This window comes from Stenotrophomonas maltophilia, assembly GCF_001676385.1.
Classification (GTDB): Bacteria; Pseudomonadota; Gammaproteobacteria; order Xanthomonadales; family Xanthomonadaceae; genus Stenotrophomonas; species Stenotrophomonas maltophilia_J.
In genome coordinates, this window is the sequence record NZ_LYVJ01000001.1 from 1 (window position 1) to 15121 (window position 15121).

Here is a 15121-nt window from a genome sequence, read left to right on the forward strand (position 1 = left end):
CACCCGCCCGGCCAAGCCGCAGATCCAACCGGGCTCTCCACGACCAACCCAACCCCCGCCACGAGGGGCTGTGCCGTTGGCATAAAATCCATGTAACCGCTTACACGGAAACGGATTTTTCCCGTAACGGGTATCATGATCGGCTGACTTCACACAGGAGCCACCCGCTCATGCGCCGAAAGATCGTCGCCGGAAACTGGAAGCTGCATGGCAGCCGTCAATTCGCCAATGAACTGCTGGGGCAGGTGGCCGCTGGTCTGCCGCTGGACGGGGTGGAGGTGGTGATCCTGCCGCCGCTGCCATACCTGGGCGAGCTGGTCGAGGACTTTGGCGGGACCGGCCTGGCGTTCGGCGCGCAGGACGTGAGCAGCAATGAGAAGGGCGCCTACACCGGCGAGGTCTGTGCAGCCATGCTGGTTGAGGTCGGTGCCCGCTACGGCCTGGTCGGCCATTCCGAGCGCCGCCAGTACCACCATGAAAGCAGCGAGCTGGTCGCGCGCAAGTTCGCCGCCGCCCAGCATGCCGGGCTGGTGCCGGTGTTGTGCGTGGGCGAGACCCTGGAACAGCGCGAGTCCGGGCAGACCGAGGCAGTGATCGCCAGCCAGCTGGCGCCGGTGCTGGACCTCGTCGGAGCGGCTGGTTTTGCCAGGGCCGTGGTCGCCTACGAGCCGGTCTGGGCGATCGGCACTGGCCGTACCGCCAGCAAGGAGCAGGCACAGCAGGTGCACGCGTTCATTCGTGGCGAAGTCGCCCGTATCGATGCTAGAATCGCTGATTCACTGCCCATTGTTTACGGCGGTAGCGTGAAGCCCGACAATGCCGGGGAACTGTTCGCGCAGCCGGATGTCGATGGTGGGCTGGTCGGCGGCGCCTCCCTGGTGGCCGCGGACTTCCTGGCCATCGCAAGGGCGGCGGCCGCGAACCAATCCTAAGAAGTATTGTCCGAGGGCGGTTTCCAATGCTGATGTTGATCCTCAATGTCGTCTACGTGCTGGTCGCTGTGGCCATGATCGCGCTGATCCTGATGCAGCGTGGTTCGGGCGCGGCGGCGGGGTCGGGCTTTGGTGCGGGTGCCTCGGGCACGGTGTTTGGTGCGCGCGGCGCTTCGAACTTCCTGTCCAAGTCGACCAAGTGGCTGGCAGTCGTGTTCTTCGGCATCAGTCTCTTCATGGCCTGGTACGCCGGTCACGGCAGCCGTCCGGCCGCTGATCAGGACCTGGGCCTGATGTCCGCCCCGGCAGCGGTGGCGCCGGCGGCTCCGGCCGGCGAGCTGCCGGCGGTTCCGAAGGCCGATGCGGTCCCGGCCGCCCCGGTTCCGGCCGCGAATGTGCCGGCTCAGGCGGAATCTTCGGTTTCTGGTGAAGAAAAGCCCTCGGAAGGCTCCCAGAAAGACTGAAGCCGGTTACAATACGCGGCGCATCGGGAAGATAGCCTGATGTGATCGTTTGCCCAGGTGGCGGAATTGGTAGACGCACTACCTTGAGGTGGTAGCGACGCAAGTCGTAGGGGTTCGAGTCCCCTCTTGGGCACCATTTGTAAGTAAAGCGGGTTCGCCTGGCGCGCAAGGCGCCAGGTAGGCTCCCGTCCACTCCCCCATGCCAAAGCGCCTGCAGGCGCGGCGGCAGAGGCAAGAGAGAATCGCTGTGCTGGCCGAATATTTGCCGTCTCTGCTGTTTCTGATCGTTGCCACCGGTATCGGCATCACGCTGATGGCCGTTGGTCGATTCCTCGGTCCCCGCCGCCCCGATCTGGAAAAGCTCTCGCCGTACGAATGCGGCTTCGAGGCCTTCGAAGATGCGCGCATGAAGTTCGATGTGCGCTACTACCTGATCGCGATCCAGTTCATCGTCTTCGACCTGGAAATCATCTTCATCGTGCCGTGGACCCAGGTCTTCATGGAGCTGGGTGCCCGTTCGCTGGTCACCATGGGCCTGTTCGTCGGCATGCTGTTCCTCGGTTTCATTTACGTCTGGAAGAAGGGAGCGCTGGAATGGGAGTGATTCAGACTCTCGATGGCCTCATGAACAATCCGTCGCCGGAAGGCCGGGTTGATGACATCCTGCGGCCGGAAGGCGACAACCCGCTGCTGGAGAAGGGCTTCGTCACCACCAGCGTCGACGCACTGCTGAACTGGGCGCGCACCGGCTCGATGTGGCCGATGACCTTCGGCCTGGCCTGCTGCGCGGTCGAGATGATGCATGCCGGCGCCGCCCGCCTGGACCTCGACCGCTACGGCGTGGTGTTCCGCCCGTCGCCGCGCCAGTCCGACGTGATGATCGTGGCCGGTACCCTGGTCAACAAGATGGCCCCGGCGCTGCGCAAGGTCTACGACCAGATGCCGGACCCGAAGTGGGTCATCTCGATGGGCAGCTGCGCCAACGGCGGTGGCTACTACCATTACTCCTATTCTGTCGTGCGCGGCTGTGATCGCGTGGTGCCAGTGGACGTCTACGTCCCGGGCTGCCCGCCGACCGCCGAGGCGCTGGTGTACGGGATCCTGCAGTTGCAGAAGAAGATCTGGCGTACACAGACCATCGCCCGCTGACCCCTTCACCTGACAAGAGCGCGCCAAGCCCCCATGGCAGAGCAAGCATCCTTCATCGACCGACTTTCCGCGCGTTTCGCTGGTGCGAAGGTCATCGTGGTCGAACCCCGCGGCGAAGTGACGCTGGAAGTGCCTGCCGCCGAGTGGCACGCCACCGCCCTGGCGCTGCGTGACGAGTTCGGTTTCGAGCAGGCCGTGGATCTGTGCGGCGTCGACTACCTCGGTTATGGCTCCGACGAATGGGACACTGCCGACGTCTCTTCGCAGGGCTTCAGCCGTGGCGTCGAGGGCAAGGCCCAGGGCCGCTTCGCGTGGGGCGAGTTCCCCACCGAGGAGAACGGCGCCGATGGTGCCCGCCCGCAGCACATGCCGACCCAGCGTTTCGCGGTGGTCGCCCAGCTGCGTTCGTACCAGCACAACCTGATGATGCACCTGCGTTGCTTCGCCCCCGACGAAGCGCTGCCGGTGGTCGCCTCGCTGACCAGCGTCTGGCCCGGCCTGAACTGGTTCGAGCGCGAAGCGTTCGACCTGTACGGCGTGATCTTCGAAGGCCACCCGGACCTGCGCCGGATCCTGACCGACTACGGTTTCGTCGGCCATCCGTTCCGCAAGGATTTCCCGCTGATCGGCAATGTCGAAGTCCGCTACGACGAAGAAAAGAAGCGCGTGATCTACGAACCGGTCACCTCGGTGGAGCCGCGCGTCGGCGTGCCGCGCGTGATCCGCGACGACGCCCGCCTGCAGACCGCAGAGGGTGAGCGCGCGCAGGAGGCAGTGAAGTGAGCCACGTACACCAGGCCGGCGAAGCGTTCGCCAGCAACGCCGCTGAAAGCCGGCAGGAAATCCGCAACTACACCATGAACTTCGGCCCGCAGCATCCGGCCGCCCACGGTGTGCTGCGCCTGATCCTGGAAATGGACGGCGAAACCATCATGCGCGCCGACCCGCACGTGGGTCTGCTGCACCGTGGTACCGAGAAGCTGGCCGAGTCCAAGCCGTTCAACCAGTCGATCGGCTACATGGATCGGCTGGACTACGTGTCGATGATGTGCAACGAGCACGCCTACGTGCGCGCGATCGAGACCCTGATGGGTATCGAGGCGCCGGAGCGTGCGCAGTACATCCGCACCATGTACGACGAAATCACCCGCATCCTCAACCACCTGATGTGGCTGGGCTCCAACGCGCTCGACCTGGGTGCGATGGCGGTGATGCTGTACGCCTTCCGCGAGCGCGAAGAGCTGATGGACTGCTATGAAGCCGTCTCCGGCGCACGCATGCACGCGGCGTACTACCGTCCGGGTGGCGTCTACCGCGACCTGCCGGACCAGATGCCGAAGTACAAGGAATCGCGCTGGCACAAGGGCAAGGCGCTCAAGCAGCTCAATGCCGCCCGCGAAGGTTCGCTGCTGGACTTCCTGGAGAACTTCACCGTCGAGTTCCCCAAGCGCATCGACGAGTACGAGACCCTGCTGACCGACAACCGCATCTGGAAGCAGCGCACCGTTGGCATCGGCGTGGTCAGCCCGGAACTGGCCCACCAGTGGGGCATGACCGGCGTGATGCTGCGTGGCTCGGGCATCGCCTGGGACCTGCGCAAGAAGCGCCCGTACGCCAAGTACGATGCCGTCGATTTCGACATCCCGCTGGGCAAGGAAGGCGACTGCTACGACCGCTACCTGGTCCGCGTTGCCGAAATGCGCGAATCCAACCGCATCATCAAGCAGTGCGTGGCATGGCTGAAGGCCAACCCCGGCCCGGTCATGGTCAAGAACTTCAAGGTCGCTCCGCCCAGGCGCGAGGACATGAAGGACGACATGGAAGCGCTGATCCACCACTTCAAGCTGTTCAGCGAAGGCTACTGCGTGCCGGCCGGCGAGACCTATTCGGCAGTGGAAGCGCCGAAGGGCGAGTTCGGCTGCTACCTGGTCTCCGACGGCGCCAACAAGCCCTTCCGCGTGCACCTGCGCGCACCGGGCTTCGCCCACCTGTCCTCGATCGACTCGGTCGTGCGTGGCCACATGCTGGCCGACGTGGTGGCGATGATCGGTACCTACGATCTGGTGTTCGGCGAGGTTGACCGGTAATGCCGTCTGCCATGCCAACGCCCGCTGCTGGCAGCCGGCGCAAGCCGGCGCCGCGGTTTCTGCAATTTCACGTTATGCATTTTGCTGAGGTCGGCCGATGAAGGCGACAGGTAATTTCGAGGCGGCGCGCGACGTCGACCCGATGGTGGTGCTGAGCGACAAGACCCGCGCTCACATCGATCACTGGCTGTCCAAGTTCCCGCCGGACCGCAAGCGCTCTGCCGTCCTGCAGGGCCTGCATGCGGCCCAGGAACAGAACCAGGGCTGGCTGACCGACGAGCTGATCGCCGCCGTGGCCAAGTACCTCGACCTGCCGCCGGTGTGGGCCTACGAGGTCGCCAGCTTCTACTCGATGTTCGAGACCGAGAAGGTGGGCCGCAACAACGTGGCCATCTGCACCAACATCAGCTGCTGGCTCAATGGCGCCGAGGACATCGTCCGCCATTGCGAGAAGAAGCTGGGCATCAAGCACGGTGAATCGACCCCGGACGGCCGCGTCTACCTCAAGCGCGAGGAAGAGTGCCTGGCTGGCTGCGCGGGCGCGCCGATGATGGTCATCAACGGTCACTACCATGAGCGTCTGACCCTGGAAAAGGTCGACGAGCTGCTGGACGGGCTGGAGTAAGGGCATGGCACATCACCACGAATCCAAGGGGCCGGTCGGCCCCGCGCCGCTGCCGCACCAGGTGGTCTATACCACCCTGCATTACGACACCCCGTGGTCGTACGAAAGCTACCTGAAGACCGGTGGCTACGCTGCCCTGCGCAAGATCCTTGAAGAGAAGATTCCGCCCGAGCAGGTCATCGAGATGGTCAAGGCCTCGGGCCTGCGCGGCCGCGGCGGTGCAGGCTTCCCGACCGGCCTGAAGTGGTCGTTCATGCCCAAGGGCAACATGCAGAAGTACATCCTCTGCAACTCGGACGAATCCGAGCCGGGCACCTGCAAGGACCGTGACATCCTGCGCTACAACCCGCATTCGGTGGTGGAGGGCATGGCGATCGCCTGCTACGCCACGGGTTCGACCGTGGGCTACAACTACCTGCGCGGCGAGTTCCACCACGAACCGTTCGAGCACTTCGAGCAGGCCCTGGCCGACGCATACGCGAACGGCTGGCTGGGCAAGAACATCCTCGGCAGCGGTGTGGACATCGACATCTACGCTGCGCTGGGTGCGGGCGCCTATATCTGTGGCGAAGAAACCGCGCTGATGGAGTCGCTGGAAGGCAAGAAGGGCCAGCCGCGCTACAAGCCGCCGTTCCCGGCCAACTTCGGCCTGTACGGCAAGCCGTCGACGATCAACAACACCGAAACCTACGGTTCGGTGCCGGCGATCATCCGCAACGGCCCGGAGTGGTTCAAGGGCCTGAGCCTGACCGCCAACGGCGGCCCGAAGTGCTTCTCGGTGTCCGGCTGCGTGCAGAAGGGCGGCAACTTCGAAGTGCCGCTGGGCACCACCTTCGACGACCTGCTGGAGATGGCCGGTGGCCTGCGTCCGGGCCGCAAGCTCAAGGGCGCGATTCCGGGCGGCGTGTCGATGCCGGTGCTGACCGCGGCCGAGCTGAAGGGCCTGCCGATGGACTACGACACCATCCGTGCGCTGGGCTCCGGCCTGGGTTCGGGTGCGATCGTGGTGCTCGACGACAGCGTCTGCTGCGTCAAGTTCGCCTGCCGCATCAGCCAGTTCTTCCACAAGGAATCCTGCGGCCAGTGCACCCCGTGCCGTGAAGGCACCGGCTGGATGCACCGCGTGCTGGAGCGCATCGTCGCCGGCAAGGCCACGATGGAAGACCTGCACCAGCTGAAGGCGGTGGCCGGCCAGATCGAAGGCCACACCATCTGTGCGTTCGGTGAAGCGGCTGCATGGCCCATCCAGGGCTTCCTGCGCCAGTTCTGGGACGAATTCGAGTACTACATCGTCAACGGTCATTCGATGGTTGACGGCAAGAAGGTGGAGGCAGCCGCCGCATGAGCGCGCAACCCGTAAACCCGAACGTGCCACCGGACCACGTGACCATCGAGATCGATGGCAAGTCGCTGGTCGTGCCCAAGGGTTCGATGATCATCCAGGCGGCTGACAAGGCCGGTATCCCGATTCCGCGCTTCTGCTACCACGAGAAGCTGCCGATCGCCGCCAACTGCCGCATGTGCCTGGTGGACGTGGAGAAGTCGCCGAAGCCGGCGCCGGCCTGCGCCACTCCGGTGATGGATGGCATGAAGGTCGCCACCCGCAGCGAGAAGGCACTGAAGTTCCAGCGTTCGGTGATGGAGTTCCTGCTCATCAACCACCCGCTGGACTGCCCGATCTGCGACCAGGGCGGCGAGTGCGAGCTGCAGGACGTATCGCTCGGCTATGGCCGCTCGGTCAGCCGCTTCAACGAGCGCAAGCGCGTGGTGCCGGACGAGGACATGGGCCCGCTGGTCGCCACCGAGATGACCCGCTGCATCCAGTGCACCCGCTGCGTCCGCTTCACCGCGGAAGTGGCCGGTACCTACGAACTGGGTGGCATGTACCGCGGCGAGAACCTGCAGATCGGTACCTTCGACGGCAAGCCGTTGACCACCGAGCTGTCCGGCAACGTCGTCGACGTCTGCCCGGTCGGTGCGCTGACCAACAAGGTGTTCCAGTTCCGCGCCCGCCCGTGGGAACTGACTGCGCGCGAATCGCTGGGCTACCACGATGCGATGGGCTCGAACCTGTTCCTGCACGTGCGCCGCGGCGAAGTGCTGCGCTCGGTGCCGCGCGACAACGAAGCCGTGAACGAGTGCTGGCTGTCCGACCGTGACCGCTATTCGCACCAGGGCCTGTACAGCGAAGACCGCGCGGTCAAGCCGCTGCGCAAGGTCAATGGCGAGTGGAAGGAAGTGAGCTGGGCCGAAGGCCTTGCCGCGGCCGCCGGGATCCTCAAGGCGAACCAGGGTGACCACCTGGGCGTGCTGGTGCACCCGGCGACCTCGAACGAGGAGGGCGCACTGCTGGCCCGCCTGGCCAAGGGCCTGGGCTCGGGCAACATCGACCATCGCATCAACAACCGCGATTTCTCCGACGCAGCGACTGCCGAAGTGTTCGGCATGCCGCTGGCCGAGATCGAAGGCGCCGACCGCATCGTCGTCCTGGGCAGCAACATCCGCCACGAACTGCCGCTGCTGCATGCCCGCCTGCGCAAGGCGCAGACCACCAAGGGCGCGAAGATCCACGTCATCAATCCGGTGGATTTCGACTTCGCCTTCAGCATCGCCGGCAAGCAGATCGTCGCGCCGTCGAAGTTCGTCGACGCGCTGGCCAACGCCGAGCTGCGTTCGGCGGTGCAGGGCGGCAACAACACCGTGCTGATCGTCGGTGGCATCGCCGAGAACCATCCGCAGGCCGCGGCGATCCGCGCTGCCGCGCGTGAGTTCGCAACGGCCACCGGGGCCAGGCTGTGCCGCATCCCGCAGGGCGCCAACGCGGTTGGCCTGGCCCGTGCCGGCGTGCTGCCGGCGGGCAGGGACGTCGCCGCGATGCTGGCACAGCCGCGCCAGGCCTACGTGGTGTATGGCCTGGAGCCGGGCCTGGACTTCGCCGATGCGCCTGCCGCGCGCAAGGCGCTGGCCGGTGCCCAGGTCGTGGCCTTCAGCCACTTCGCCTGTGCCTCGACCCGCGATGTTGCCGACGTGATCCTGCCGATCGGCGCGCTGCCGGAAATCGACGCCACCCTGACCAACCTCGATGGTCGCGAGCAGTCGGCGCGTGCCGGCGGCAAGCTGCCGGGCGAGGCCCGTGAAGGCTGGCGCGTGCTGCGCGCCCTCGGCGGGGAGCTGGGCGTGGCCGGCTTCGACTTCACCGACCTGGCCGGCCTGCGTGCCAGCCTGGCACCGGTTGCCGTCACCGTCGCCGCTTCGGCACAGCCGGTGGCGGCGGGCGAGGGCCTGGAAGTGGCTTCGACCGCTGCGATCTACCGCACCGACGCGGTGGTCCGTCGTGCCCCGGCGCTGCAGTCGCATCCGCTCAACAACGCTCCGCGCATCGTGCTGAACGCTGAAGATGCCGCCCGCCTGCAGCTGCAGGAAGGGCAGATGGCCAAGGTCGGCACCGATGCCGGCAAGGCCACCCTGCCGGTGGTGGTCGACGCCCGCGTCGCTGCGGGCTCGGTCTGGATTGAATCGGGCCACGGCGCGACCGCGCCGCTGGGTGCCGCTCGCGTATCGGTGGTGGCTGCATGAACGAATTGCTGTTGAACGCGGTCGACCCGCTGCACCAGTGGCTGCTTGGCCTCGGTGACATCGGCGCGCTGATCTGGATCATCCTGAAGATCCTGGTGATCGCCGTTCCGGTGATCATCTCGGTGGCCTTCTACGTGGTCTGGGAACGCAAGCTGATCGGCTGGATGCACGTCCGCCACGGCCCGATGTACGTGGGCATGGGCATCTTCCAGGCCTTCGCCGACGTCTTCAAGCTGCTGTTCAAGGAAGTGGTCCAGCCGAGCAGCGCCAACAAGGCGATCTACCTGCTGGCGCCGCTGATCACCCTGGCCCCGGCCTTCGCGGCCTGGTCGGTGGTGCCCTTCGATTCGCAGATCGTGCTGTCCAACGCCAACGCGGGTCTGCTGTACCTGCTGGCGATGACCTCGCTGGGCATCTACGGCATCATCCTGGCCGGTTGGGCGTCCAACTCGAAGTACGCGTTCCTCGGTGCCATGCGCGCCTCGGCACAGATGATCAGCTACGAAATCGCCATGGGCTTCGCCCTGGTCGGCGTGATGATCGCGTCTGGCAGCCTGAACCTGAGCAACATCGTCGCTGCCCAGGCCGGCAGCTCCGGTTTCTTCGACTGGTTCCTGCTGCCGCTGTTCCCGCTGTTCGTCATCTACTGGGTGTCGGGCGTGGCTGAAACCAACCGCGCGCCGTTCGACGTGGTGGAGGGCGAGTCGGAAATCGTCGCCGGCCACATGGTCGAGTACTCCGGCGGTGCCTTCGCCCTGTTCTTCCTGGCCGAGTACGCGAACATGATCCTGATCAGCTTCCTGATCTCGATCTTCTTCCTCGGCGGCTGGTTGAGCCCGGTCCAGGGCTGGGTCAACTTCGGCGATGTCTCGCCGCTGGTCGACTGGATCTGGAAGGGTGGCGCGCCGTGGCTGTTCGTCAAGGTGTTCTTCTTCGCCAGTGCCTACATCTGGTTCCGTGCCAGCTTCCCGCGCTTCCGCTACGACCAGATCATGCGCCTGGGCTGGAAGGTCTTCATCCCGCTGGCCATTCTGTGGATCGCGGTTACCGCCGTCATGGTGTTCTTCGGCGTGATTCAAAAGGGCGTCTAAAGTGATGAACCGGATTACCCATTACTTCAAGAGCCTGCTGTTGCTCGAACTGCTGGCGGGCCTCTGGCTGACGCTGAAGTACAGCTTCAAGCCGAAGTACACGATGATGTACCCGATGGAGAAGTTCCCGCAGTCGCCGCGCTTCCGTGGCCTGCACGCACTGCGCCGTTACCCGAACGGCGAAGAGCGCTGCATCGCCTGCAAGCTGTGCGAAGCGGTGTGCCCGGCGCTGGCCATCACCATCGACTCGGCCAAGCGCGAGGACGGCACCCGCCGTACCACGCGCTACGACATCGATCTGTTCAAGTGCATCTTCTGCGGTTTCTGCGAGGAGAGCTGCCCGGTGGACTCGATCGTCGAAACCCACATCCTCGAGTACCACTTCGAGAATCGTGGCGAAAACATCGTTACCAAGCCGCAGCTGCTGGCCCTGGGCGACCGTCTCGAAAACGAGATCGCCGAGCGTCGCGCCGCCGATGCCGCTTACCGCTGAGGTCGAGAGATGGATTGGGTAAATATCGCTTTCTGGGTGTTCGCCATCGCGGCAACGGTTTCGGCCGGTGCGGTGATCAGCGTGCGCAACCCGGTTCACGCCGTGCTCTGCCTGGTGCTGACCTTCTTCTCCATTGCCTGCGTGTGGCTGCTGGTGGGTGCCGAGTTCCTCGGCGTGGCGCTGGTGCTGGTCTACGTCGGCGCGGTGATGGTGCTGTTCCTGTTCGTGGTGATGATGCTGGACATCGACCCCACCAAGCTGCGTGAGGGCTGGGTGCGCTACCTGCCGGTCGGCCTCATCGTCGCCGTGGCGATGCTGGCGCAGATGCTGATCCTGATCGGCGTCAAGGCGCGTTCGGTTACGCCGTTCCCGGCCGACAACGCCGCTGCGGTCGCCGCCGATACGTCCAACATCACCTGGCTGGCGCGCACCTTGTTCACCGAGTACCTGCTGCCGTTCGAGTTCGCCGCCGTCATCCTGACCGTGGCCGTGGTGGCCGCCGTGATGCTGACCCTGCGCCGCCGTACCGGCGTGAAGAGCCAGAACCCGGGCGAGCAGACCATGGTCAAGGCCGGCCAGCGCCTGCGCATGGTCAAGATGGGCGCCGAAGCCCCGGTCGTGCACAGCAACAGCAAGCCGGCCGCCGGCGAGGAGACCCAGCCGTGATTACCCTTGGCCACATCCTTGCGCTTGGCGCGGTGCTGTTCGCCATCAGCCTGGCCGGCATCTTCCTCAACCGGAAGAACGTCATCGTCCTGCTGATGTCGATCGAACTGATGCTGCTGTCGGTGAACATCAACTTCGTCGGCTTCTCGCGCCAGCTGGGCGATCCGTCCGGCCAGCTGTTCGTGTTCTTCATCCTGACCGTCGCCGCCGCGGAAGCCGCCATCGGCCTGGCGATCCTGGTGACCCTGTTCCGTACCCGCCGCACGATCAATGTCGGCGAAGTCGATTCGTTGAAGGGCTGATCCACAGATGGAAATCACTCTCTCCAAGAGTCTGTTGATCGCAGTGGTGCTCGCACCGCTGTTCGGCAGCATCATCGCCGGCCTGTTCGGTCGCCAGGTCAAGCGCTTCGGCGCGCAGACCATCACCATCCTCGGCGTCGCGGTGGCCTGCGGCCTGTCGATGTACACGTTCTACCAGCTGATGTGGGGCGGCGCGCAGCCGTTCAACCAGAACATCTACACGTTCTTCGAGGTCGGCCAGTATTCGGCCCACGTCGGCTTCATGGTCGACAAGCTGACCGCGATGATGATGGTGGTGGTGACTTTCGTGTCACTGCTGGTCCACGTCTACACGATCGGCTACATGCAGGACGATCCGGGTTACCAGCGGTTCTTCAGCTACATCTCGCTGTTCACCTTCTCGATGCTCACCCTGGTGATGAGCAACAACTTCCTGCAGCTGTTCTTCGGCTGGGAAGCGGTGGGCCTGGTGTCCTACCTGCTGATCGGCTTCTGGTTCAAGCGTCCGACCGCGATCTTCGCCAACATGAAGGCGTTCCTGGTCAACCGCGTCGGTGACTTCGGCTTCCTGCTGGGCATCGCCGGCGTGCTCTGGGTGTTCGGCACCCTGGACTACTCGCAGGTGTTCTCGCAGGCGGGCATGCTGGCTGACCCGCGCGCCCAGCTGCAGATCTGGGATGGCTCGATCCTCGGCATGCAGCTGCTGAGCGAGCCGGTGGTCTGGTCGATCGCCACCGTCATCTGCATCTGCCTGTTCATCGGTGCCATGGGCAAGTCGGCCCAGGTCCCGCTGCACGTGTGGCTGCCCGACTCGATGGAAGGCCCGACCCCGATCTCGGCACTGATCCACGCCGCGACGATGGTGACCGCCGGTATCTTCATGGTCACCCGCATGTCGCCGCTGTTCGAGCTGTCGCAGACCGCGCTGAACTTCGTGCTGTTCATCGGCGCCACCACCGCGTTCTTCACGGGCCTGATCGGCATCGTGCAGAACGACATCAAGCGCGTCGTCGCGTACTCCACGCTGTCGCAGCTGGGCTACATGACGGTTGCGCTGGGCGTGTCGGCCTATTCGGCCGCCGTGTTCCACCTGATGACCCACGCCTTCTTCAAGGCGCTGCTGTTCCTGGGTGCCGGCTCGGTCATCATCGCGATGCACCACGAGCAGGACATGCGCAAGATGGGCGGCCTGCGCAAGTACATGCCGATCACCTTCGTCACCATGTGGATCGGTACCCTGGCACTGGTCGGTACGCCGTTCTTCTCCGGCTTCTACTCGAAGGACACCATCATCGAGGCGGCCGAGCTGCACGCGCACCTGTCCAACAGCTGGGTGGCCACCTACGGCTACTGGGCAGTGCTGGGCGGCGTGATCGTCACCAGCTTCTACAGCTTCCGCCTGCTGTTCCTGACCTTCCACGGCAAGGAACGCTTCCGCGACGCGCATGACGACCACGCCCATGGCCATGACGATCACCACGCCGCCGATTCCCATCACGGTGATGCCCATCACGACGACCACGGCCATGGCCACGGTCCGCATGAGCCGCACGAAACTCCGTGGGTGGTGACCCTGCCGCTGATCCTGCTGGCCATTCCCTCGATCGCGATCGGTTTCTTCAGCGTCGGTCCGATGCTGTACGGCACCGACTGGGCGGGCCACCACGCGCACGACGCGATCAAGGGCCAGGCGCACACGTTCTTCACCGGCATCGTCGATTTCTACGATCCGGCCAAGAACACCATCGGCTTCCTGGGCGAGGAGTTCCATGGCCCGGTCGCCTTCGCGCTGCACGGCATGATGGCTCCGGCGTTCGTGCTGACCGTTGCGGGCTTCCTGCTGGCCGCACTGTTCTACCTGTGGAAGCCGGACCTGTCGGGCAAGGCCCGCAAGACCTTCGCTCCGCTGGTGTCGGTGCTGGAAAACAAGTACGGCTTCGACAAGCTGTGGATCGATGGCTTTGCCGGTGGCAGCGTCAAGCTGGGCAAGGTCTCGCGCTGGATCGACAGCAACATCGTCGACGGCGTGGTCAATCTCTCGGCACGTGTTGTGGACGTCGCAGCCGGCGTGCTGCGTCGTACCCAATCCGGTTTCCTCTATCACTACGCCTTCGCGATGATCATCGGCCTGATTGCCCTGCTGGGCGTGCTGATGCATTACCTGCGTTGATGACCTGTACGGAATAAGAAGACGTGTCGAACTGGCCCCTACTCAGTGTCCTCATCTGGCTGCCGATCATCGGTGGCGCCCTGATCCTTGCGATCCGTGATGCGCAGACCGCCCGCTGGGCGTCGCTGGGCGTAGCGGTGCTGACGTTCGTGGCGAGCCTCTCGCTGCTGAGCGGCTACAACGCGGGCATCGACGGTCTGCAGTTCGTCGAGACCCATGCCTGGATCCCGGCGTACAAGATCGGCTACAACCTGGGCGTGGACGGCATTGCCGTGGCGCTGATCCTGCTGACCACCCTGGTCAGCGTGCTTGCCCTGATCGGTGCCTGGAGCGCCATCGACAAGCGCGTGAACCAGTACGTGGCGGCCTTCCTGATCCTGGAAGGCGTCACCGTCGGCATCTTCGCCGCAACGGACGCGATGCTGTTCTACGTGTTCTTCGAGGCGATGCTGATCCCGATGTTCCTGATCATCGGTGTCTGGGGCGGTCCCCGCCGCATCTATGCCGCGCTGAAGTTCTTCCTGTACACCTTCCTCGGCTCGGTGCTGATGCTGGTGGCGCTGATCTACCTGTACCTGAAGGGCGGCAGCTTCCAGCTGGCCGACCTGTACGCGCTGCCGCTGTCGGCCAAGGAGCAGACCTGGATCTTCTTCGCCTTCCTGATCGCCTTCGCGGTCAAGGTGCCGATGTTCCCGGTCCACACCTGGCTGCCGGATGCCCACGTGGAAGCACCGACCGCCGGTTCGGTGATCCTGGCGGCCATCGCCCTGAAGATCGGTGGCTACGGTTTCCTGCGCTTCAATCTGCCGATCGTGCCGGATGCCTCCCAGGAATGGGCCTGGCTGGTGATCGCGCTGTCGTTGATCGCGGTGATCTACGTCGGCCTGGTCGCCCTGGTGCAGGACGACATGAAGAAGCTGATCGCCTATTCGTCGATCGCGCACATGGGCTTCGTCACCCTGGGCACCTTCATTGCCCTGTGGCTGGTGCGTGAGGCCGGCAATGCCGATGCGGCCCGTCTGGGCCTGCAGGGTGCGATGGTGCAGATGATCTCGCACGGCTTCGTGTCCGGTGCGATGTTCTCCTGCGTCGGCGTGCTGTACGACCGCATGCACAGCCGCCGCATCGCCGATTACGGCGGCGTGGTCAATGTCATGCCGTGGTTCGCGACCTTCGCCATGCTGTTCTTCATGGCCAACGCGGGCCTGCCGGGCACCAGTGGTTTCGTCGGCGAGTTCATGGTCATCCTGTCGGCCTTCCAGCGGAACCCGTGGATTGCGCTCGGCGCGGCCACCACCCTGATCATCGGCGCCGCCTACACCCTGTGGCTGTACAAGCGCATCTTCTTCGGCGAAGTGGCCAATGGCCATGTCGCCGAACTGAAGGATATCAACGGCCGCGAATGGCTGGTGCTGGGCGTGTTCGCCATCGGCGTGCTGGCCTTGGGCATCTACCCCAAGCCGCTGACCGACCTGATGGAGCCCTCGATCGCAAAGCTGGCCATGCAGATCGCCTCCAGCAAGCTGCTCTGACCGGGCCCAACAGCGAATTGATTCCAGGATTTGA

General features: G+C 64.7%; 15 protein-coding genes and 1 tRNA gene. All 16 read left to right on the forward strand.

The window, feature by feature from the left end; genetic code table 11:
* Positions 1-170 precede the first annotated feature (170 nt).
* On the forward strand, positions 171-932 hold the full coding sequence (tpiA, locus tag A9K58_RS00005; RefSeq protein ID WP_065197381.1) for a triose-phosphate isomerase: 762 nt from the start codon (positions 171-173) through the stop codon (positions 930-932).
* A 26-nt stretch (positions 933-958) separates the two neighbouring features.
* Entirely contained in the window at positions 959-1396 is a 438-nt protein-coding gene (secG, locus tag A9K58_RS00010; protein WP_010486424.1) for a preprotein translocase subunit SecG, read from the forward strand.
* Between the two features lie 51 nt (positions 1397-1447).
* A tRNA-Leu gene (locus A9K58_RS00015) sits at positions 1448-1532 on the forward strand.
* Positions 1533-1643: 111 nt separating this feature from the next.
* Positions 1644-2000, forward strand: a complete 357-nt coding sequence (locus A9K58_RS00020; RefSeq protein ID WP_065197382.1) for an NADH-quinone oxidoreductase subunit A — start codon at positions 1644-1646, stop codon at positions 1998-2000.
* The gene (locus A9K58_RS00025; RefSeq protein ID WP_005417936.1) at positions 1991-2545 is read left to right on the forward strand and encodes a NuoB/complex I 20 kDa subunit family protein; all 555 of its coding nucleotides are present in this window, start codon (positions 1991-1993) and stop codon (positions 2543-2545) included. The genes A9K58_RS00020 and A9K58_RS00025 overlap by 10 nt, the downstream gene beginning before the upstream one ends.
* A 33-nt stretch (positions 2546-2578) precedes the next feature.
* Positions 2579-3328 (forward strand): NADH-quinone oxidoreductase subunit C, encoded by a 750-nt coding sequence (locus A9K58_RS00030; protein WP_065197383.1) that lies wholly within the window; start codon positions 2579-2581, stop codon positions 3326-3328.
* Positions 3325-4632: an NADH-quinone oxidoreductase subunit D gene (locus tag A9K58_RS00035; protein WP_065197384.1), complete on the forward strand. Its 1308-nt coding sequence runs from the start codon at positions 3325-3327 to the stop codon at positions 4630-4632. Before A9K58_RS00030 ends, A9K58_RS00035 begins: the two co-directional genes overlap by 4 nt.
* Positions 4633-4729: 97 nt before the next feature.
* Entirely contained in the window at positions 4730-5257 is a 528-nt protein-coding gene (gene nuoE, locus A9K58_RS00040) for an NADH-quinone oxidoreductase subunit NuoE (RefSeq protein ID WP_065197385.1), read from the forward strand.
* Positions 5258-5261: 4 nt separating this feature from the next.
* The gene (gene nuoF, locus A9K58_RS00045; protein ID WP_065197386.1) at positions 5262-6602 is read left to right on the forward strand and encodes an NADH-quinone oxidoreductase subunit NuoF; all 1341 of its coding nucleotides are present in this window, start codon (positions 5262-5264) and stop codon (positions 6600-6602) included.
* On the forward strand, positions 6599-8833 hold the full coding sequence (gene nuoG / locus A9K58_RS00050; protein WP_065197387.1) for an NADH-quinone oxidoreductase subunit NuoG: 2235 nt from the start codon (positions 6599-6601) through the stop codon (positions 8831-8833). The genes nuoF and nuoG overlap by 4 nt, the downstream gene beginning before the upstream one ends.
* Positions 8830-9924, forward strand: coding sequence for an NADH-quinone oxidoreductase subunit NuoH (nuoH, locus tag A9K58_RS00055; RefSeq protein WP_065197388.1), 1095 nt, complete (start codon positions 8830-8832; stop codon positions 9922-9924). The genes nuoG and nuoH overlap by 4 nt, the downstream gene beginning before the upstream one ends.
* A 4-nt stretch (positions 9925-9928) precedes the next feature.
* Positions 9929-10417, forward strand: coding sequence for an NADH-quinone oxidoreductase subunit NuoI (nuoI, locus tag A9K58_RS00060; RefSeq protein ID WP_005410456.1), 489 nt, complete (start codon positions 9929-9931; stop codon positions 10415-10417).
* 9 nt (positions 10418-10426) lie between these two features.
* Positions 10427-11083 (forward strand): NADH-quinone oxidoreductase subunit J, encoded by a 657-nt coding sequence (locus tag A9K58_RS00065; RefSeq protein WP_065197389.1) that lies wholly within the window; start codon positions 10427-10429, stop codon positions 11081-11083.
* A complete protein-coding gene (nuoK, locus tag A9K58_RS00070) occupies positions 11080-11385 on the forward strand; it encodes an NADH-quinone oxidoreductase subunit NuoK (RefSeq protein WP_005417921.1) in 306 nt (101 codons plus the stop codon). Before A9K58_RS00065 ends, nuoK begins: the two co-directional genes overlap by 4 nt.
* Before the next feature lie 7 nt (positions 11386-11392).
* Entirely contained in the window at positions 11393-13555 is a 2163-nt protein-coding gene (gene nuoL / locus A9K58_RS00075) for an NADH-quinone oxidoreductase subunit L (RefSeq protein WP_065197390.1), read from the forward strand.
* A gap of 23 nt (positions 13556-13578) precedes the next feature.
* A complete protein-coding gene (locus A9K58_RS00080; protein WP_065197391.1) occupies positions 13579-15087 on the forward strand; it encodes an NADH-quinone oxidoreductase subunit M in 1509 nt (502 codons plus the stop codon).
* The last annotated feature ends 34 nt before the right edge of the window (positions 15088-15121 follow it).